At 53.2% G+C, this 18,323-nt stretch carries 20 protein-coding genes; 13 read left to right on the forward strand and 7 right to left on the reverse strand.

The window, feature by feature from the left end; translation table 11 throughout:
* Window positions 1-100: 100 nt before the first annotated feature.
* Window positions 101-553: a diacylglycerol kinase family protein gene (locus tag RHH27_RS10090; protein WP_302678200.1), complete on the forward strand. Its 453-nt coding sequence runs from the start codon at window positions 101-103 to the stop codon at window positions 551-553.
* A 23-nt stretch (window positions 554-576) separates the two neighbouring features.
* Here RHH27_RS10090 and ychF read toward each other — a convergent pair whose 3' ends face one another.
* The 5 genes from ychF to RHH27_RS10115 all read right to left on the reverse strand — a co-directional run bounded on the left by ychF (window position 577) and on the right by RHH27_RS10115 (window position 6,589).
* Window positions 577-1,668 carry a redox-regulated ATPase YchF gene (ychF, locus tag RHH27_RS10095; protein WP_206200034.1) on the reverse strand — a complete coding sequence of 364 codons (1,092 nt, stop codon included), beginning with the start codon at window positions 1,666-1,668 and terminating at the stop codon, window positions 577-579.
* A gap of 235 nt (window positions 1,669-1,903) precedes the next feature.
* Window positions 1,904-3,319, reverse strand: a complete 1,416-nt coding sequence (gene glnA, locus RHH27_RS10100) for a type I glutamate--ammonia ligase (protein ID WP_206200035.1) — start codon at window positions 3,317-3,319, stop codon at window positions 1,904-1,906.
* 109 nt (window positions 3,320-3,428) lie between these two features.
* Window positions 3,429-3,926 (reverse strand): DUF2085 domain-containing protein, encoded by a 498-nt coding sequence (locus RHH27_RS10105; protein ID WP_206200036.1) that lies wholly within the window; start codon window positions 3,924-3,926, stop codon window positions 3,429-3,431.
* A 168-nt stretch (window positions 3,927-4,094) separates the two neighbouring features.
* The gene (locus tag RHH27_RS10110) at window positions 4,095-5,453 is read right to left on the reverse strand and encodes a glycosyltransferase family 1 protein (protein ID WP_206200037.1); all 1,359 of its coding nucleotides are present in this window, start codon (window positions 5,451-5,453) and stop codon (window positions 4,095-4,097) included.
* A gap of 59 nt (window positions 5,454-5,512) precedes the next feature.
* Window positions 5,513-6,589, reverse strand: a complete 1,077-nt coding sequence (locus RHH27_RS10115; RefSeq protein ID WP_149819063.1) for a glycosyltransferase family 4 protein — start codon at window positions 6,587-6,589, stop codon at window positions 5,513-5,515.
* A 343-nt stretch (window positions 6,590-6,932) separates the two neighbouring features.
* Here RHH27_RS10115 and RHH27_RS10120 point away from each other — a divergent pair, with 343 nt between their 5' ends.
* From RHH27_RS10120 to RHH27_RS10150, 7 genes are read left to right on the forward strand one after another with little or no spacing between them, the layout of a single operon-like run.
* Entirely contained in the window at window positions 6,933-7,802 is an 870-nt protein-coding gene (locus RHH27_RS10120; RefSeq protein ID WP_206200038.1) for a branched-chain amino acid ABC transporter permease, read from the forward strand.
* Window positions 7,786-8,331 carry a D-glycero-beta-D-manno-heptose 1-phosphate adenylyltransferase gene (gene rfaE2, locus RHH27_RS10125; RefSeq protein WP_302678201.1) on the forward strand — a complete coding sequence of 182 codons (546 nt, stop codon included), beginning with the start codon at window positions 7,786-7,788 and terminating at the stop codon, window positions 8,329-8,331. The genes RHH27_RS10120 and rfaE2 overlap by 17 nt, the downstream gene beginning before the upstream one ends.
* Window positions 8,307-9,014: a GUN4 domain-containing protein gene (locus RHH27_RS10130; protein ID WP_206200039.1), complete on the forward strand. Its 708-nt coding sequence runs from the start codon at window positions 8,307-8,309 to the stop codon at window positions 9,012-9,014. The genes rfaE2 and RHH27_RS10130 overlap by 25 nt, the downstream gene beginning before the upstream one ends.
* 45 nt (window positions 9,015-9,059) lie before the next feature.
* Window positions 9,060-9,455, forward strand: a complete 396-nt coding sequence (locus RHH27_RS10135; RefSeq protein ID WP_302678202.1) for a Spy/CpxP family protein refolding chaperone — start codon at window positions 9,060-9,062, stop codon at window positions 9,453-9,455.
* Window positions 9,456-9,459: 4 nt separating this feature from the next.
* On the forward strand, window positions 9,460-9,618 hold the full coding sequence (locus RHH27_RS10140; protein WP_302677699.1) for a hypothetical protein: 159 nt from the start codon (window positions 9,460-9,462) through the stop codon (window positions 9,616-9,618).
* Window positions 9,572-9,739, forward strand: a complete 168-nt coding sequence (locus RHH27_RS10145; RefSeq protein WP_302677698.1) for a hypothetical protein — start codon at window positions 9,572-9,574, stop codon at window positions 9,737-9,739. The genes RHH27_RS10140 and RHH27_RS10145 overlap by 47 nt, the downstream gene beginning before the upstream one ends.
* Entirely contained in the window at window positions 9,740-10,165 is a 426-nt protein-coding gene (locus tag RHH27_RS10150) for a hypothetical protein (RefSeq protein ID WP_206200042.1), read from the forward strand. It abuts the gene before it with no gap.
* On the opposite strand, the gene RHH27_RS10155 is transcribed toward RHH27_RS10150, so the two are convergent.
* Entirely contained in the window at window positions 10,083-10,385 is a 303-nt protein-coding gene (locus RHH27_RS10155) for a carbon dioxide-concentrating mechanism protein CcmK (RefSeq protein ID WP_206201682.1), read from the reverse strand. The two genes, RHH27_RS10150 and RHH27_RS10155, sit on opposite strands and share 83 nt — an antisense overlap.
* A 96-nt stretch (window positions 10,386-10,481) precedes the next feature.
* On the opposite strand from RHH27_RS10155, the gene cofH reads away from it, so the two are divergent.
* The 5 genes from cofH to RHH27_RS10180 all read left to right on the forward strand — a co-directional run bounded on the left by cofH (window position 10,482) and on the right by RHH27_RS10180 (window position 16,061).
* Window positions 10,482-11,663: a 7,8-didemethyl-8-hydroxy-5-deazariboflavin synthase subunit CofH gene (gene cofH, locus RHH27_RS10160; protein ID WP_302678203.1), complete on the forward strand. Its 1,182-nt coding sequence runs from the start codon at window positions 10,482-10,484 to the stop codon at window positions 11,661-11,663.
* Window positions 11,660-13,288 carry a DUF3352 domain-containing protein gene (locus RHH27_RS10165; RefSeq protein ID WP_302678204.1) on the forward strand — a complete coding sequence of 543 codons (1,629 nt, stop codon included), beginning with the start codon at window positions 11,660-11,662 and terminating at the stop codon, window positions 13,286-13,288. The genes cofH and RHH27_RS10165 overlap by 4 nt, the downstream gene beginning before the upstream one ends.
* 58 nt (window positions 13,289-13,346) lie before the next feature.
* On the forward strand, window positions 13,347-14,261 hold the full coding sequence (locus RHH27_RS10170) for a pentapeptide repeat-containing protein (RefSeq protein WP_302677693.1): 915 nt from the start codon (window positions 13,347-13,349) through the stop codon (window positions 14,259-14,261).
* Window positions 14,262-14,318: 57 nt separating this feature from the next.
* Window positions 14,319-15,404, forward strand: a complete 1,086-nt coding sequence (gene leuB / locus RHH27_RS10175; RefSeq protein WP_206200046.1) for a 3-isopropylmalate dehydrogenase — start codon at window positions 14,319-14,321, stop codon at window positions 15,402-15,404.
* Window positions 15,405-15,530: 126 nt separating this feature from the next.
* The gene (locus RHH27_RS10180; protein ID WP_149819084.1) at window positions 15,531-16,061 is read left to right on the forward strand and encodes a YqhA family protein; all 531 of its coding nucleotides are present in this window, start codon (window positions 15,531-15,533) and stop codon (window positions 16,059-16,061) included.
* 29 nt (window positions 16,062-16,090) lie between these two features.
* On the opposite strand, the gene RHH27_RS10185 is transcribed toward RHH27_RS10180, so the two are convergent.
* The gene (locus tag RHH27_RS10185; protein WP_310742731.1) at window positions 16,091-18,229 is read right to left on the reverse strand and encodes an EAL domain-containing protein; all 2,139 of its coding nucleotides are present in this window, start codon (window positions 18,227-18,229) and stop codon (window positions 16,091-16,093) included.
* Window positions 18,230-18,323: the final 94 nt, after the last annotated feature.

Raw genomic sequence — 18,323 nt, forward strand, 5'->3', positions numbered from 1 at the left:
TGGGAGGCGTTAACAGCCAAATTTTTTGAAAAACTTTTTAAGGCGTATGGAATCCAGCGTCAACACTTAAAGACCAATGTTTGGTGTGATGGGTAACGTTATGACACAAAAAGTTCTTGCCACCTACGCTGAGAAAACATCAGGGATAACCATACTGCGACAGCGCTCCTACCGTGTGGCGCCCTCTTTACTGAATAGTTTCCGTTATGCATGGGCGGGGGTGGTCTATACCTTTCAGACTCAGCGCAATTTTCGGATTCACACCGCAGTTGGTCTTAGCGCGATCGCCCTCAGTGGTTTGCTAAAACTTCCCCCCGTTGAGGTGGCAGTGATTTTGCTCACGATTGGGATGGTCATGGGGCTAGAGCTGCTGAATACGGCTCTTGAAGCGGTGGTGGATCTCACCGTTGGCAAGGAATATCACGAGCTTGCCCGCATTGCCAAAGATTGTGCCGCTGGTGCGGTTCTGCTCAGTGCGATCGCAGCGGTGGGGGTGGCGATGGCCATAATTGTGCCCCCCTTGGTTTACCCCATTGTGGGAACGTTGCTATAAACTTGTCATCCAATCAGGAGGGGCTAAACATTAAAGCGGAAGAGCATCACATCCCCCTCCTGCACAACGTAGTCTTTGCCTTCACTGCGGACTAGGCCTTTTTCCTTAGCCACCGTCATGGACTGGCAGGCCACTAGGTCTGTGTAGCTCACCGTCTCAGCGCGAATAAAACCCCGCTCAAAGTCACTGTGAATAACGCCTGCGGCTTGGGGGGCTTTGGCACCGGCGGGAATCGTCCACGCTCGAGTTTCCTTAGGCCCTGTAGTAAAAAAGGTTTGCAGACCCAGCAACTTGTAGGTTGAGCGAATCAGCGATCGCAAGCCCCCTTCACTGACGCCAAGACTGGCGAGATACTCGGCGCGATCGCCCTCGGGCAAATCCACAAGTTCAGCCTCCACCTGAGCCGAGACAATCACCACCTCCGCCCCCTCCCGCTGGGCAATCTCCTGAACCGCCCTTGTCCATTCATTGCCAGTGGCCAAATCCTGCTCAGCCACATTAGCGGCATAGATCACGGGCTTACGGGTGAGCAATCCCAGAAAGCGAATGGCGGCTTCTTCGTCCTCCGTCAGTTGACACAGACGAGCCGGCTGCCCCTCATTGAGCACGCTAAGGAGCTTTTCAAGAGCCGTGAGTTCAATCTGTGCCTCTTTTTGCGATCGCGCTGCCTTACGGGTACGTTCAATACGCTTTTCGATTTGCGCTAAATCCGCCAGTGCCAACTCTAAGTTAATGACCGCAATATCCTCGACAGGATTGACGCGACCTGCCACGTGGACAATATCCTCATCTTCAAAGCAGCGCACCACGTGCACAATGGCATCCACCTCGCGAATATTTGCCAAGAACTGGTTGCCCAATCCTTCCCCTTTACTGGCTCCCTTCACCAAACCCGCAATATCCACAAACTCCACCCGCGTCGGCACGATCTGCGCTGATTGGGAAATTTTTGCCAATACCTCCAGCCGTTCATCGGGGACGGCCACCACACCGACATTGGGTTCAATCGTACAAAACGGAAAATTGGCCGCCTCGGCCTTAGCATTGGCCACAAGGGCATTAAACAGCGTTGATTTGCCCACATTCGGTAGGCCGACAATTCCCGCGCGTAGCATCAGACCCTACAACCTCATTCTTAAGGAAAGATTTTTCCCAAACATGACACTCAAAAATGGGAATATTAATTTTTAATAACACCCCAACTTATCAGAAATTCCAGCCCTAGGCAACTACGGGCACACTCAAAACCGCTGTCAGAGAAGAATCGGCAGCAAAAATAAAAGAGGCAACCCTTGATGAGTGCCTCTAAGTGCTATATCCCTAAATGCAAGGCTCTAGCGATTCACTGCCCTAGGCATCAAAGTAGAGGGTGAATTCATAGGGGTGAGGACGCAGGGACATGGGAATCACTTCTGTGTCCAGCTTGTACTGAATCCAGTTGAGGATAAAGTCTTCGCTAAAGACACCGCCCGCTGTGAGGAAGCTATGATCCTTTTGCAGGTTTTCCAGAGCCGCCATGAGTGAACCGGGGGTGGAGGGAATTTTGGCCAGTTCTTCGGGGCTGAGGTCATAGATATCAACATCCAAGGGGCTACCCGGATCAATTTGATTCTTGATGCCATCAATCCCTGCACACAGCATCGCCGCAAAGGCAAGGTAGGGGTTACTTGTGGCATCGGGGCAACGAAACTCTAGGCGCTTCGCTTTGGGATTGGCACCAGTGAGAGGAATCCGCACAGAGGCAGAGCGGTTGCCTTGGGAATAGGCAAGGTTCACGGGGGCTTCAAAGCCGGGAACCAGTCGTTTGTAGGAGTTCGTTGTCGGGTTGGTAAAGGCCAACAGCGCTGGAGCGTGCTTGAGAAGACCACCAATGTACCAGAGGGCAATTTGGCTCAAATTGGCGTAGCCCTCGCCCCAGAACAGGGGCTGACCATCTTTCCAAATCGACTGGTGGGTGTGCATCCCCGAACCATTGTCGTTGAAGACAGGCTTGGGCATAAAGGTTGCCACTTTGCCATGCTTGCGGGCAACATTCTTGACACAGTACTTATAGGTCATCAGCCAGTCGGCGGCTTGAATGAGGGTGCCAAAGCGGAAACCCAGCTCGCACTGACCGGCTGTGGCCACTTCGTGGTGATGTTTTTCAATGGGTACACCGCACTTGGCCATCGTCAAGAGCATTTCTGTGCGCAGGTCTTGCAGCGTATCTGTGGGCGCAACGGGGAAGTAGCCCTCTTTGCTACGGATTTTGTAGCCGAGGTTGCCCCCTTCTTCTTCGCGGCCAGTGTTCCAAAGACCTTCAATACTATCAACGTAGTAGTAGCCAGACTTTTGGTTTTGGTCGTAGCGAACGTCATCGAAAATAAAGAACTCGGCTTCGGGGCCAAAGTAAGCCGTATCGCCAATGCCGGTGGCTTTTAGGTACTCAATGGCACGGGTGGCAATGGAGCGCGGGCAGCGATCGTAGAGTTCTCCGGTGCGCGGATCTTTGATGGTGCAAATCATGCTCAGGGTGGGTTCTTTCATGAAGGGGTCTTCCCACGCCGTATCCGGATCCGGCACCATCACCATGTCGGATTCGTTGATCGCTTTCCAACCGCGAATACTGGAGCCGTCGAAGGGCACACCCTCGGTAAATGAACGTTCGTCAATTTGGCTCTTGTGAACCGTCAGGTGTTGCCACGTGCCGGGCATGTCAATAAATTTCAAGTCGATGAGCTCGTACTTGCTGTTGATCAAATTCAAGATTTCTTGGGGCGTTGCCATGTATAGGTTACTCCTTCTGTATTGGGCGCACCACAGCGACAATCTATGGTAGAAAGTTGCCCCAGTTAATTTTTGTATCGGAGGCTACCAAAATTTCGGTGTTTGCTCCCTAGCGGGAGGTAGCAAGGCGCTGTTTGGGATATAACAGGGGCATGATCAGTAATCCCAAGCCCAGTCCCGCGATCGCCCCAAAGGGAAAGACAATCCAATTGGAATAGCCCCAGACGCCATAGTGTTGCAGTGCCCACTCAAGGGGATAAAACAGCATTAACAACACCGCCACTAAAAAGCCCCCCAGACCATACTGCGGCAGCCAGTACCACTCGCGGGCAGTGGTGGAACGCTCAATCCACCAACGGGTGAGGAGAACGCCCAAAAGGGTGCCATAGCAGCGCATGCACACCGCCATTTTCCAAGGGGGAGCGAGCATCAAGCCCATTTCTGGCTGTGGACATACATGATTGCCCATCGTGTAGATAATGTGGGCAATTTTAGGCAAGAAAAGAAAATGACTAGCGGCCAAGAAAGGCGCAAACAAAGGACCTAGAATCAGTGCCGCCAGAATGACATCAGGCCATAGAGGAGAAAGCGATCGCCACCGCACCATTGGATGTTAGAAATGATACAAAATGATAAACAACCCCCTAGAATTTAACAAATTGTTCACAGCAAGGGCAATCAGTAATTGGGCAGAGCGGCGAGATAGAGATGATCCCTCCACACGGGAATGCTGCTTAATCTTGTCCTCAACCACTCTGCCACGTCATTAAGAAGCTTAGGAGGCTAAGGCAGCTTTGGTCACGGTTGTCAGTGGGGCTGTGTTCTTAACCGTCTCTAAGCGCGGTGAATTCCCCATGAGGGAGGCAGCAAAGAGTTGCCGGTACAGTTGCCCCATCTGGAGGGCGATCGCTTCCCAGTTGAAGAGGGCTTGCACCCGCTCGCGGCCATTTTCCCCAAGGGTACGCGCCCAAGCTGGATTAGCCAAGATACGCTGAATGGCCTTGGCCAAGGCAGGAGCATCCTGAGGCGGCACCAGTAGCCCTGTTTTTTCGGGAATCACCGTGAATTGCAGACCCCCAACCGCAGAGGCAATCACCGGCGTGCCACAGGCCATGGCTTCAATGGCCACCAAGCCAAAGGGTTCATAGTAGCTGGGCACAACGCAGACATTGGCAGCACTGTAGTAAACCGCCAAGCGCTCATGGTCAATTTGCCCGACAAAGGTCACGCGATCGCCCAAGTTGTACTCCTGCACTAATCCTTCAATGCGCCGCCGTTCGGCACCATCACTGCGCTGCGGATCACTCCCCCCCACAAGCAGTAACCGCCCTTGGGGTACCTGAGCCATCGCTGCCACCAGCGTTTCAATCCCTTTGCGGCGATCAAAGCGACCCACATAGAGCACAATCGGCTCATCGGCAGGCAAATTCAGTTGGGCACGGGCATCGGCCACGGGGTAAAAGAGATGCAAATTCGTGCCACAGGGAATCAGACGTGTTTGCCCTGCCTTGGAGACCCAACGCCGTAGGTAGGCTTCCTCTTGGGGGCTAGTCACAATCACACAGTCGGCATTTTCAAGGATGGCTTTTTCCACCATGAGGCGGGTTTCATCCCGTTGGGCTTGCTCAGAAGCCACTTGATATTTCACCACCCCCAAGGAATGGTAGGTGTGCAGCCATTGGAAATTCAACTCCTGACGCAACTGCCAACCCACCCAGCCAGAGAGCCAGTAATTGGTGTGGATCAGGGGATAGCCATATTTGGCATGGTAAGCCTTGAAGGCTTCGACAAACTTCGGCAAGGTCTCAAAGAGTTTCTCACGCGGAATATAGGTCAAAGGCCCTGCCTCGAGGCGAATGGTGCGACAGTGGGGACTGTGCTCAATGACATCGGGGTCATCGGGATGGATTTTGCGGGTAAACATATCCACGTGCCACCCGGCTGCCGCGAGGGCTTCCCCCAATTGCCGTACATAGATATTTTGACCACCGGCGGATTCATGGCCGACATCAGCGGCGGGATCCCCATGCACAGAAATCAAGGCAATGGGTTGACGGGCAGGCACCTGCGGTTGGGGCATGGCAAACGCCCGAGGAAGTGTATTTTTTGCTGTACGGGTTGATAATGCTTGCATAAATACACCTTTTGAATAACGGTCAAAAAAACACTTTTGCACAGGGTTCAGGGATACACTTAACTGGCCAGCAGTTCAATCGTCCCCCTACGATGTCCATTATGGACAAAGGTGTCGGCGAGAACGGTATCATAAACTGCTTCATACTCGCTCACCATCCGTTCAACACTGAACCGCTGCCAAACATAGTCTCGACAGGCCATGCGATCCAGTTGCGGCACTTGGGCAACAGCCGCCACACATTCGTCAACGGAGTGACACAGAAAACCGGTTTTGCCGTGCTCAATCACTTCAGGCGCTGCCCCCTTGGCGATCGCCACCACTGGTGTACCGGCTGCCATGGACTCAATCATCACTAGGCCAAAGGGTTCCTGCCACGTAATCGGAAAGAGCATGGCGATCGCTCCACCTAGGAGAGCATTTTTGGTTGGATGATCTGCTTCGCCGATAAATTGGATCAATTCACCATCAATGTGGGGTTCAATCAATTCCTTGAAGTAGTCGCGATCCACCCGATCCACTTTGCCGGCCATCCGCAGGGGGATGCCCACTCGCTTAGCAATTTCAATGGCATGGTGAGGGCCTTTTTCCGGCGAGAGCCGTCCCAAGAAGGCCAAATAGGGTGGATCGCTGGGCTGGGAATAGAAGTGATGGGTTTCCACGGCAATGGCGTTATAGACCGTGGCAATGTAGTTCAAATCCCGTAGTTGCCGCTGGGAATGGGAAATACTGACATAGTTTTGGTTGCGATATTGGCTGAAAATGCGCTCATTATCCGTCGTAAAGCGACCATGGAGCGTGTGAACAACGGGTGTTTTCACCAGGCTGGCGTAGGGTAAAGCCGTATAGCCCACATGGGAATGGATGACATCAAATTCATTGGCGCGACTAAAGACTTCTCCCAGTTGCAGGGCTTCATAGACGGCATATTCCTGCACATTGGGATCGAGGCGAATGGCGTGGGGATAGGTAGAAACCAATTTGGCTTGGGTAATAGAATCGCCACTGGCAAACAGCGTGACCTCGTGCCCTCGCTTGACTAACTCTTCTGTGAGCAGACTCACCACCAACTCCACACCCCCGTAGGCTGGCGGCGGTACCCGTTCCCACAGGGGAGCGATTTGAGCAATGCGCATACAAGCCTCCTCGAACAATACGGTTGGTCACCGCTGCCTTGATGCTAATCGCGCGATTGACTCAGCAGCATGGCTGCCTCAACGGTACGCAATCTCACTGAAAAAGACCAAGGGGGTAAATCCCTACCTGAAACTTCGGGAATCCGTACTATTATTTGTTATTGTCGCTACATTTTGGCAGTATAAATCAAGATATAATCTTGGGTTTGGCTTGAAGCTTTCGAGATAGAACTCACTTTTTCCAGTGAGAGAAAATGCTCTCGTCTAAACACCCCACTGATCGCTATTCTATGAGCAGGTGCTGCCCCTTTCACGTTTTCTCAAATTTTAGTCGCAATCGTTCATGGATATTCAACTGATTCAACTCTTTGTTAACGGATTGGCGGTGGGCAGTATTATTGCCCTCGCAGCAGTGGGTTTGACGCTCACATTTGGGATTTTGCGCCTGCCCAATTTTGCCCACGGCGACTTTATGACGGCGGGAGCCTACCTAACGCTGGTGGCTAATGCAACAGGACTGGATATTTGGCTCTCAATGGCGATCGGTGGCTTGGGAACGGCAGGGTTAATGCTCCTGAGTGAGAAGCTCCTGTGGCAGCCAATGCGCGATCGCCGCGCAACTTCCACAACACTGATTATTATTTCCATTGGTCTGTCGTTTCTGCTGCGCAATGCCGTGATTCTCATCTGGGGCAGTGAAAACCAAACCTATCGGCTGCCAGTGATGCCTGCCCTTGATTTTTGGGGCGTGAAAATTATTTACGCGAAGGTGATTGTCATGATTTTGGCAGTGGTGGCGATCGCTACTGTGCACTTAATCCTGCAACGCACCAAGGTGGGCAAAGCCATGCGAGCGGTGGCAGATGATTTAGATTTAGCGCGGGTTTCGGGGATTGATGTTGAGTGGGTGGTGCTGTGTACTTGGCTGTTGGCGGGGGTGCTCACGGGGGTGGCCGGGGGTCTCTATGGCCTGATTACGGCTGTGCGGCCGACGATGGGGTGGTTTTTGATCTTACCCCTCTTTGCCAGTGTGATTCTCGGTGGCATTGGCAATCCCTACGGGGCGATCGCTGGCGCCCTGATTATTGGCGTGGCTCAGGAGATGAGTACCCTGATGATTCCTTCTGAATACAAGCTGGCCGTTGCCCTAGTGATCATGATGGCGGTGCTTTTAGTACGTCCCCAAGGGCTATTTCGTGGCACACTCAGTTAGTGTTCTTAGGAGAAGTCCCCTGAACCTTTACACCCTTGAAGCCCTTGTGGCTACGATCAATGCTGCGCCCCAAGACTGGCGCCCCTTGGTGTTTACCAATGGCTGTTTTGACCTGATCCATGCGGGTCATGTGCGCTATCTGGCGGCAGCCCGTGCCCTGGGTAAACGCTTGGTGGTGGGGTTGAATAGCGATCGCTCGGTGGCAACTCTAAAGCCAAAACGGCCAATTATTCCCGAACAGCAGCGGGCAGAGGTGCTTGCTAGTTTACGATCAGTAGATGCGGTGCTGCTATTTAGCGATCGCACTGCCACGACCCTAATCGAGGTTCTCCAACCGGAGATCTACGTCAAGGGGGGCGATTACCAACTGGAGACCCTACCGGAAGCGGCGGCTGTGCAGCGCTATGGTGGTCGCATTGAACTCATTCAAGTAGAGGTTCCCAGTTCGACAACGGCGATCGTCCAACGCATTTTAGAGTTGCATGGGGAGGAGTCACCGGGCGCATGGTTACCACAGAACCAGCCTTAGCCGATTTACGGGAGCAGTTGTACAACGGCAACGAAAAATCCCAACTGGCCGCCATGACCACCCTGAGTACAGCAGGCAGTGACGGCTATCACCTCTTGCAGGAATTCCTCAAAGACAGTGCCACCTTTTCCCCCCCACCCGCCCCTTGGATTCGCGGTCAGGCCTATCGTCTTCTATTCCACAGCCCAGAAGCCTCTGTGCAAGCCTTTTTGCAACAACACTATCCCCAAGGGGTGATCCCGCTGCGCTCCGATCGCGGGGTGGACTATCGAGAACTGGCTGAACTCCTAGTGGCCGAAAAATTTGAAGCCGCCGATCGCCTAACCAGCCAAAAGCTCTGTGAACTGGCAGGCCCGATGGCACAAAAACGCCGCTGGCTGTATTTCACCGAGGTGGAGCAGTTGCCAATTGTGGATTTGCAAACCATTGATCAGCTATGGCTGGCCTTTTCCCTAGGCCGCTTTGGCTATTCGGTGCAACGGCAACTGTGGCTAGGCTGCGGTCAAAACTGGGATCGGCTGTGGGAGAAAATTGGCTGGCGGCAGGGCAAGCGGTGGCCGCGCTATCCGAATGAATTTATCTGGGACTTGAGTGCCCCGCGCGGCCATTTACCCCTGACCAATCAACTGCGGGGTGTACAGGTGATCAACGCTCTTCTCAATCATCCCGCTTGGACAACCTAGAATAGGGGTAGCAACAAGCGTAGCAGCAGTGGTGAGGTGGCAGCGATGAAAAAGAATATTCAGCGATTCATGGGGGCGATCGCCTTGATTATTGGCATCAGTGGCACAGTCATTCCACCTCAGGTGATGGCTCAAACCAGTGGCGGCCTATTGACCGCTGAGCAAATGAAAAAACTCAATCTCAGTGTTGAGCAAAAACAGGCGGTGCTGCGCCTTACCCTGCGCACCAACGATCGCATCCTGAGAATTTTGGATCGTGACCAACAGCGCATCTTTCGCAATGCCATCAAACAGGGGAAATCTACCGGTGAAGCCATGGACGCCGTTTCATTGCGCCCTGATCAAAAGACACAACTCTCGAAGGTGATGCAGGATACCCGCGTCGAAATGCTGACAATTCTCACCCCTGAGCAAGTGAAGCAACTGCAAGGATCCCGCTAGCGTTATGAACGTTTTTGTCCTCTGTACCGGTCGCTGCGGTTCGGTCACGTTTGCCAAAGCTTCCACCTTCATCACCAATTTCAGCAGTGCCCATGAGTCGCGGACATTCCTGCTCGGTGAGGCGCGTTTGGCCTACCCCGATCGCCACATTAGAAGTGGATAATCGCCTTTCTTGGTTTTTGGGACGACTCGATCAAACCTATGGCGATCGCGCCTACGACGTTCACCTGCGGCGGGATGACCTCAGTGTTGCCCGCAGCTACCGCCAGCGCTATGGCATCTAGATGATGAAAGCATACCGCGAGGGCATCTTGCTCAACTTGCCAGCCAATGCTGACCCCTTAGAGGTGTGTTTGGACGATTGCCATACGGTGAATAGCAACATTGAACTCTTTCTGCGGGACAAAACCCACAAAATGACGATTGATTTAGCGGACATTCAAACCGCTTTTCCTCAGTTTTGGGAATGGATTGGTGCTGAAGGGGATCTAGAGGCTGCCCTAGGTTGTTTTCAAACAAAGCATAATGCGGCTTACTTTATTCCAGCTACCGCCATTGATAGCCTAGTACGGTCAGTGCGACGGCTCCTACCTCAGCCGCCCATTCAAAACACCTTAAAAAAACACCTTAAAGTAGAAAATCCTCGGGTGGCTGCTGCGGGACTACAATCGGTAAAACCGGTTCGAGATTGCCATCGGGACGGCCAATAATCTGATGGGAAATGACCTCGTGGCCACTGAGCGATCGCGCTGCTCGAACTGCTGCATTCACGTCCGCCACCTCTCCCCGAATCACCACTGTCCAATAACCCGCACCAATCCCCTCACAACTGACAAGGGTAACCTGAGCCGCTTTGACCAAGGTATCGGCCACAGCAAGGGCTGCCGGGTACCCCAAGACCTGCACCATGCCCACCGCTTCTGCTGCCATTGCCATTCCCCCTTCCACGTCTCCCATATTTTAGAAAAGGGCTGTGCTTAAGCTGAAGAAAGAGTGACCTAATGTCCTAAAGGTGGAGTAGATTCGATGCAGACCATAGGGGCGATCTCTGAGCTAGAGGCGGCTCTTGCTAACAATGGCATTTCTGCCCAACAAGCCCTCACCCTTTTGACAGCCGCTCTTCCCTTAGCCGCAAGCAGTGATCCTCAAGAACCATTGCCCCCCCTCCTCAGGGCACTACAAACCGCGAGCGATCGCCTGCGCCAACAACAGGTAGGCGACACCGTCACCTATGTGATCAACCGCAACATCAACTTCACGAATATCTGCGAGCAACACTGTGGCTTTTGTGCCTTTCGTCGCGATGCCACCGCTGCCGATGCCTACTGGCTCGACATTGACACGATCCTGAGCAAAGTGGCTGATGCAGTTGCCCAAGGGGCGACAGAAATCTGTATGCAGGGGGGACTCAATCCAGCCGCTAAAGAATGTGGCTCCAGTTTGCGCTATTACCAATCCCTCGTGCGGGACATTAAAACGGCCTTTCCTGAAATCCATCTCCACGCCTTTTCGCCCCAAGAAATTCAATTCATTGCCCGCGAGGATGGCCTCTCCTATGCCCAAGTGATTGATGTTCTGCATCAGACTGGGGTGGACTCCATGCCCGGTACCGCTGCGGAGGTGTTGGTGGATCGGGTGCGCTCAAAAATCTGTCCTGAGAAAATGAACACCGCGACATGGCTAGAGATTGTTGAAACCGCCCATCGTTTGGGGGTATGGACAACCAGCACAATGCTCTGCGGTCACATTGAAACGCCAGCGGATCAGGTGGCTCACCTACAACACCTACAGCAACTTCAGCAAAGGGCTTTGGAACACGACTATCCCGCGCGAATTACCGAGTTTATTCTGCTGCCCTATGTGGGGGAACTTGCCCCCAAGGCAATGCGACAATGGGTAGGACACCCGCAACCGCAGTTATTACCCACACTTGTCCTCACGGCAGTGGCACGGTTGTTTTTAGGGCGATGGATTCCGAACCATCAGCCTAGTTGGGTCAAACTGGGTCTTGAGGGGGCAACCATGGCCCTGAATTGGGGCTGTAATGATTTGGGGGGAACACTGATGGAAGAACACATTACCTCAGTGGCTGGAGCGCAGGGGGGCACGGGCGTTAGTCCAGCAGATCTGGTGGCCGCAATTGGCTCCTTAGGGCGAACCCCATGTCAGCGCACCACACTTTACCATCCCGTTGGAGAGTTGCGATGACCACGGAATCTCAGCCTTCGGTTCAGTCTCCCCGTCGGTTCCGCCCTTGGCTGGTGGGTGGTATTGCTGTGGTTATTGTCGGGGCAGCCGCCGCTGCGGGGGTCTTCCTGTGGCAACGGTTTAGTCAACGTCCGATCGCGCCCGGAATGGCGATCGCCCCCAATAGCGCCCTACTGACCCTCACTTTACCCACGGATCCCAAGCCTTGGGAAGCCCTTGCCAAAAGTGGCCTGTTACAAGCCCAACCTTGGTTGAACCCCAGCTATGATCCGCTCTCGCCAGAGGGGGTGAATTTGGCGCAACTGGATTACCTCAAGGATGTGCGCCCGTTTATTGGTGACCAAGCCACAGTGGTCTTGTTGCCCATTACCCCAGAGTCCGTCAGAGAATTGCCGGTACCGCCCCACGTTTGGATTGTGCCGACCCTAAATGTACCGATGGGGGAGCAACTGCTGCAAAGCGTCATTGGCGAGCCGATCACAGAAATCAACGGCGTGAAAATCTTCAAGGCCAAGGGGATTCTCCCTGACCCCGATAGCGGCGCGATCGCCCTTATTACGCATGAGAATCAGGCCTACATCATTTGGAGTCAGCACCAGAGCGCCCTGCAACAAGTCATTGCCACCGCCCAAGCCAACAACGGCATTGGCAGCCAGCCCACCTATCAACAGGCAGTGAAAGGGTTATCGGATCATCGCCCTTTGGTGGAACTTTATTTGAACCTACCCGCCTTTTTAGCCAGTCAGATGGCCGCCCCTGAAGGAAGTCTGCCTGAACCGCCGCGGGAACTGCAAGGGATGGTGCTCACCGCAGACATGACCCCTGAGCAAATTGAACTGGAGGCAGTGACGTGGCGTTCGCAACCGGATCAAGCCCTTGTCAGTGAAGGTGACAGCCGTGAACTGAGCCGTCTGGTGCCAGAGACCACCTTGGCCTTTTACAGTACGGGTTCCTTTCGGAATTTATGGCAGAACACCCCTGTCTTTGTTCAAGAAACAATTGCCAATACGGTTAAAGATCTCACAGGCCTTGATTGGCAACAGGCCTTTGTGCCTTGGATGGATGGTGAATTTGCTGCCGCCTTTGTGCCCGTTCCCGCCCTAGGCAATGCCCCTAGTTTGCTCTTTCTGAGTCAGACCAGCGATCGCCCCCAAGCCAGTCAAACCCTGAGCCAGCTCGATAGCCAAATTCGCGATCGCCTACGGTGGCAAGTACAACAAACCGCCCCTGAACCGCAACCCCTCACCACTTGGCGCATTCCTCCAGGCCTGCCGGTGGGGCAGCATGGCTGGCTAAATGACCAGACCCTCTTTTTGGGACTTGGCCCGTTGATGGATATGCGTACCCCCCCTACGCGCTCCTTGGCTGACTCTCCCCTCTATCGTGCAGTGCTTCCCCATCCCAAGGGCACCCAGTTTTACCTCAATTTGAGTGATTTGGCGCCGTTGCAAAATAACTTGCTGTTGCCACAGTTAGCCCCTGAAATCGCGCGATCGCTCCAACCCTTTGCTGCCCTAGGCATTACCAGTCAGGTGCGAGATAATCAGTTTACCCACTACATGGCTCGAATTCGCCTAAAACCCCTCTCACCACCGGAGGTTCAGCCAACGCCGGGGGAACCCTAAAACTAGACGCAGATTTGCTACTGAAGGACATGACTGAATTACTGTGGAACCAGATGTTTTGCTGAAACGATATAGTGTGGGCGATCGCGACTTTGCCGGGGTACGCTTGCGCCGTGCTAACCTGAGTCGGTGTATTTTGACGGGCATTGATCTTTCCCGTGCCGATCTCACCGATGCTGCCCTACAGAGCACGAACCTGCAAGGGGCTGATTTGCGGGGGGCAATTCTCACTGGCGTGAATCTTAGTCAGGCGGATTTGCGGGGGGCGGATCTGCGGGGCGTGATTTTAATCAGTGCCGATCTCCGCTGGGTGTCGTTGCGCAAGGCCAACCTAACGGGGGCGGATCTCAGCCGTGCCAACCTTGCCAATGCCGATCTCAGTGAAGCCAACCTCACCGGTGCCCAACTGAGTGAAGCGATTTTGCGGGATGCTAATTTGACCCTCACGGATCTTACCCTTGCTGAGCTAGAACGTGCCAACCTCACCCGTGCCAACTTAACGGAAGCCTACCTGCGGGGCGCTGATCTTGCGGATGCCGTCTTGCGGGAAAGTCAACTGGTACAGGCCAATTTGCGCGGTGCCAACCTCAGTGCCACCAATCTGTACCAAGCCAATTTAGAGCGAGCCGTCCTGATTGGGGCGAATCTGCGTCGTGCCCGTCTTGAGGAAGCCCATTTGCGGGAAGTGGCCTTCAAAGAAGCCAACTTACGCCATGCCTGTTTGGACAAAGCCAATCTTGTTGGTGCCGATTTACGGGGAGTGAGCCTTGCCCAAGCACTGTTGCGGGGAGCCGATCTCAGTTCCGCGATTCTCATTGGTGCCAACTTAATGGGGGCGAATCTCAGCGGTGCCGATCTGCGGGGAGCCAATCTCATTGAAGCGATTCTTACCGGTGCCAGCCTCAATGGCGTTGATCTCAGTGCTGTGGATATGAGCGAGGCGATTTTGCCGGATGGCTATCTCTCGGAATAGCCTCAAGGGAAGACCGCTGCTGGTGTAGATTAGAAGATCGGTGATTTTGAGACAGGCATGGCAACCACGTATCGCATTGCTGTTTTGGCCGGGGATGGTATTGGTCCAGAAATTACGGCTGTTGCCCTCGATGTGTTACAGGCGATCGCCCCTCGCTTTGAATTGGCCTTTGACTTTATTCCTGCCCTTGTGGGCGGCTCTGCCATTGATGCTGTGGGGGAACCCTTGCCAGCAGCAACGCTGGAAACCTGTCGGCAAAGTGATGCCGTGCTTTTAGCCGCCATTGGCGGAACGCAGTGGGATAGCTTACCCCGTCATCTGCGCCCGGAAACGGGATTACTTGCCCTTCGCGCTGGTCTGGGTTTATTTGCTAACTTACGCCCCGCCAAGATTTTTCCGCAGCTGCTTCATGCCTCGTCCCTCAAGCCGGAAGTGATTGCCGGCGTGGATCTCATGGTGGTGCGTGAACTGACTGGCGGCATTTACTTTGGTCAACCGCGCGGTATTTTCACCACGGAAACGGGTGAGCAGCGGGGGGTGAATACGATGGCCTACACCGCCACGGAAATTGATCGCATTGGCCACGTGGCCTTTGAAACGGCTCGCAAACGGCAGGGCAAACTCTGCTCGGTGGATAAAGCCAATGTCCTTGAAGTTTCCCAACTGTGGCGCGATCGCCTGACTGCGCTTAGCGCTGAATATCCCGATGTGGAACTCAGCCACCTCTATGTGGACAATGCCGCAATGCAACTGGTGCGTGCCCCGAAACAGTTTGACACAATTGTCACCAGTAACTTATTTGGTGATATTCTCTCCGATATTGCTGCCATGCTCACGGGCAGTATTGGTATGCTTCCCTCCGCCAGCCTAGGGGAATCCGGGCCGGGTCTGTTTGAACCGGTTCATGGCTCGGCGCCCGACATTGCCGGCCAAGACAAAGCGAATCCCTTGGCAATGGTACTCAGTGCGGCCATGATGCTGCGTTATGGCCTCAACCAACCAGCAGCAGCGCAAGCGATCGAAGAAGCGATTACTGCTGTTTTAGATCAAGGCTACCGCACTGGCGATTTAATGGCTGAGGGCTGTACGCTGGTGGGCTGTCGCGAAATGGGCAACCTCTTGATTAAAGAATTATCCCAATAGGCTCCTACTCCTTTGCTAGTAATCTTCAACTACTAACCCCTAGCTATTACTCCCCCAACATTTCCCACCTTCTTTGATTGGCGAGTGCCTCTGCTAGGATGTTAGGAGCTTTTGGTGCTCTTGGTAATGCGAAGGTTATCCCAACTGGAGAGGCTTGTTGAGCCTTTTCTCTGGTATTTCCGTCTTTTTGTCATTATTCCCGTCATTTTTAGCCTACTCAGTACCTTTGCTCTATTTATTCTCGGCAGTCATGAAATTCTTTTAGGGCTGGGCATCCAATTTCGCAATTATGGGGATTCCACAATTTATATCAAAACCCTTGGCTACATCATCACGGGTATTGATTTGTATTTAATTGGCATTATTTTGTTGCTGTTTGCCCTCGGTATCTATGAACTGTTTATTTCTAAAATTGATGCGGGTCTGGCTCGCGATCGCGCCACTGATGTTTCCCTGATGCAGGCTCAGAGCTTAGATCAGCTTAAGGATAAACTGCTAAAAACAATCGTCATGGCTCTAGTGGTGACTTTCTTTAAGCAACTGATTGCCTTCAATGTCAAAACGCCCCTTGACCTACTCTATCTGGCCACCGCAATTCTGATTATTGCCATCAGCACATACTTGATGTACCGCGTCAGTTCAGAAGCCCATCACTAGATGCTTAGGGTTTCCAAGAAATGGTGTTTCTAAGTAGCATGAATCTGCGCCAACAGGGCATCCACCTGCTCAATACTCAGGGGTTGCGAGAAATAATAGCCCTGGGCATAGTCACAGCCCAGTTCCCGCAGTCGCGTCACTTGATAGGGATGCTCCACCCCTTCGGCAATCACTTCGAGTTCTAGCCCCTTGGCAAGGCTGACAATGGCATCAATGACGAGGTGTTTTTGGCTAGTTTCGGTGATCAGCTTCACAAAGCTGCGATCCACTTTGAGGATGTCAATGGGAAGATTGGTCAAGTAGCACAGGGAAGAATAACCCGTGCCAAAGTCATCGAGGCTGAGCTTGATGTCTTGAGCCTTGAGTTTAAGTAATATGTCGCGCACCTGATCGGGCTGATCAATGCCTACACTTTCGGTCATTTCGAGGTGCAGGCAATGGGGGGGAATCTGGGTTTGCGCCAAGGCGGCTGAGATTTGCTCCAAAAGGGCAGGGTACATCAGTTGCCGATTCGATAAATTCACATTCACAGCAAGCTGAGCCTGGGGAAATGCCTCATGCCAGTGCTGAAGATCGCGGCAAGCCCGCCAGATCACCCAATCGCCAATGGGCAAAATCAGTCCCGTTTCCTCAGCAAGGGGAATGAAGCGATCGGGCAGTAATAAACCTTGGGTGGGATGTTGCCAGCGAATCAGGGCTTCAAAACCGTAGAGACGATTATCACTAAGACGATAGATGGGCTGATAAAAGAGGGTAAATTCATCCCGCTCAATAGCTTGGCGCAACCCCACTTCAAGGGAGAGGCGATCGCGCGCCATCAAATGCATTTCTTCACTAAAGACTTGATAGCGATTGCCCCCCGCCAGCTTGGCACGATACATGGCAATATCGGCATTGCGCAAGTAGTTTTCTGCTTTTTCAATGTGGGACGATCGCGTGGCCACGCCGATACTCACCCGCAGCGTAATTGGTTGATCTTTGACCATAAAGGGTTTATCGAGTTCACAGCGAATGCGATCGCACACCCCCAAAGCATCGTTGTTGTCACGAATATCATCCAGCAAAATCACAAACTCATCGCCGCCAATACGAGCCACGGTGTCATCGGGGCGCACAATTCGGGTGAGGCGATTGGCCAATTCAATCAAAATCAAGTCACCGCAACTGTGGCCAAGGCTGTCGTTAATGACCTTGAACCGATCAATGTCAATGAACAAAATGGCAAACTTGTAGTCGGGACGACGCCGACCATGGCGAGCCGCCTGTTCAATGCGGTCAAAGAGGAGCGTGCGATTGGCTAGCCCCGTCAGCGAGTCATGGAGGGCATCATGGAGCAACTGCCTCTCTGCAAAGTAATGCTCAGTCAAGTCGGTTAAAGAACCGGCAAAGCGTATGGCATTGCCATGGGTATCCCGCAGCACCAGCCCCCGTGCCAACGCCCAGCGATAAGAGCCGTTGCGATGTTGAATGCGAAACTCTTGGTGAAAATGGGGGGTTTGGCCGCGCACATGGAGCATTAAATTCAATTTGACCCGCTCAACATCTTGGGGGTGTATCCGCTTGAGCCAATCGTCAATGTGGTTGCCAATTTCGTGATCCTGATAGCCGAGAATATTTTTCCAGCGCGAGGAATAAAACGTCTCATTGGTCGTCAAGTTCCAGTCCCAGATGCCATCATTGATGCCACGGGTGAGCAACGCGTAGCGATCGCTGGTTTCCAGCAACGCTGCTTGGGTTAACTTTATATCCGTGATGTTGTAGCCGCAGATCAGGCCTGCGCCATTGGGAAACCGCACAAAAGCCCAGATCACCTCTCGGACTTGGCCATCTGCACCATGGACAGGTACCTCCTGCCAACCGCTAGGAGCATGAATCATCCAATAGTGAATTTGCCGCTGGGTCTCTGAATCGGGAAAGCATTGACTCAAAAAGTCCTGCGACAGTAAATCTGCTATATCCCATCCCAATTGGGTCGTGACCTCTTGGTTGATGGAGTAAATCTGCCCTTCATTGTCATAGAACAGGATCAGCAGAGGTAAACGGGCACAAACCCCCCGCAGCAACTCGTAGGGGTCTGCACTGGCTGAAAAGTCAAATCCATAGCCCGCCTGCCCACCCATGATTGGCCGACCGAATTGAGGAAACAAAAACGAGGCATCGTGCTCCATAATCCTATCCTAGCTTTGGTGTTTGGGAAATAACAGCTGAAGCCAGCCAATGGCACTAGAAAGACCCCTTCCCCTTGGAGCCTCCTTCGACATC

Origin of the sequence: Thermosynechococcus sp. PP555 (assembly GCF_031583225.1) — a bacterium.
Classification (GTDB): domain Bacteria; phylum Cyanobacteriota; class Cyanobacteriia; order Thermosynechococcales; family Thermosynechococcaceae; genus Thermosynechococcus.